Source organism: Pseudomonas fuscovaginae SE-1, from assembly GCF_000364705.1.
In the GTDB taxonomy this organism is placed as follows: Bacteria; Pseudomonadota; Gammaproteobacteria; order Pseudomonadales; family Pseudomonadaceae; genus Aquipseudomonas; species Aquipseudomonas fuscovaginae_A.
The window spans coordinates 1-618 of the sequence record NZ_AQOH01000407.1; the positions used below are offsets into that span (position 1 = coordinate 1).

Here is a 618-nt window from a genome sequence, read left to right on the forward strand (position 1 = left end):
TAAAAATGACAAAATACGAACGGTGTTGGAAGATGTGCTCGGCAAGCTGTCGGATATGCACGATAATTATCCGAAGTACAAATTTATTGACGTTGATGATGTCAATCAATTCGTTGCTGCTGTCAATGATTTCAGTGGCGCCCTAATGGTATTTGATGGGCACGGGACTCTAACCGAGACCGCCGGCGTAGGATCTATAGTAATAGGTGGCAAAGCCATAGATGTTTGGGAGCTGCGAGGCTCTATACGAATGCCCCCGATAGTTTTGCTGAGTGCTTGCGATACCCTTCCCGTCGATGGAGGTCATGGATCATCTGCAAATGGGATGTTGGCAATGGGAGCTGTCACAGTATTGAGCACCGTTTTGCCGGTTGACTCAGCGCGGTCAGCAATATTTATCGGTCGCTTGTTGCATCGAATACAGGATTTTTTGCCAATAGTAGTCATGCGCTCTAGCTACATGCCTTGGCGCTCATTCATGAGCGGAATGCTTAGGATGACATATTGTACTGAGCTCATTATCTCACTTATTCAAGATGCCAAAATAATCTCGCCAACGGATTATTCTAGAATCCAGATGAGAGCAAACCTTGCAATTAATTCTTTAGATCCCAATTG

General features: G+C 45.1%; 1 pseudogene. It reads left to right on the forward strand.

Annotated elements, in window-relative coordinates:
• Positions 1-618 (forward strand): annotated as a pseudogene (locus K675_RS33865) (hypothetical protein); the annotation flags it as partial.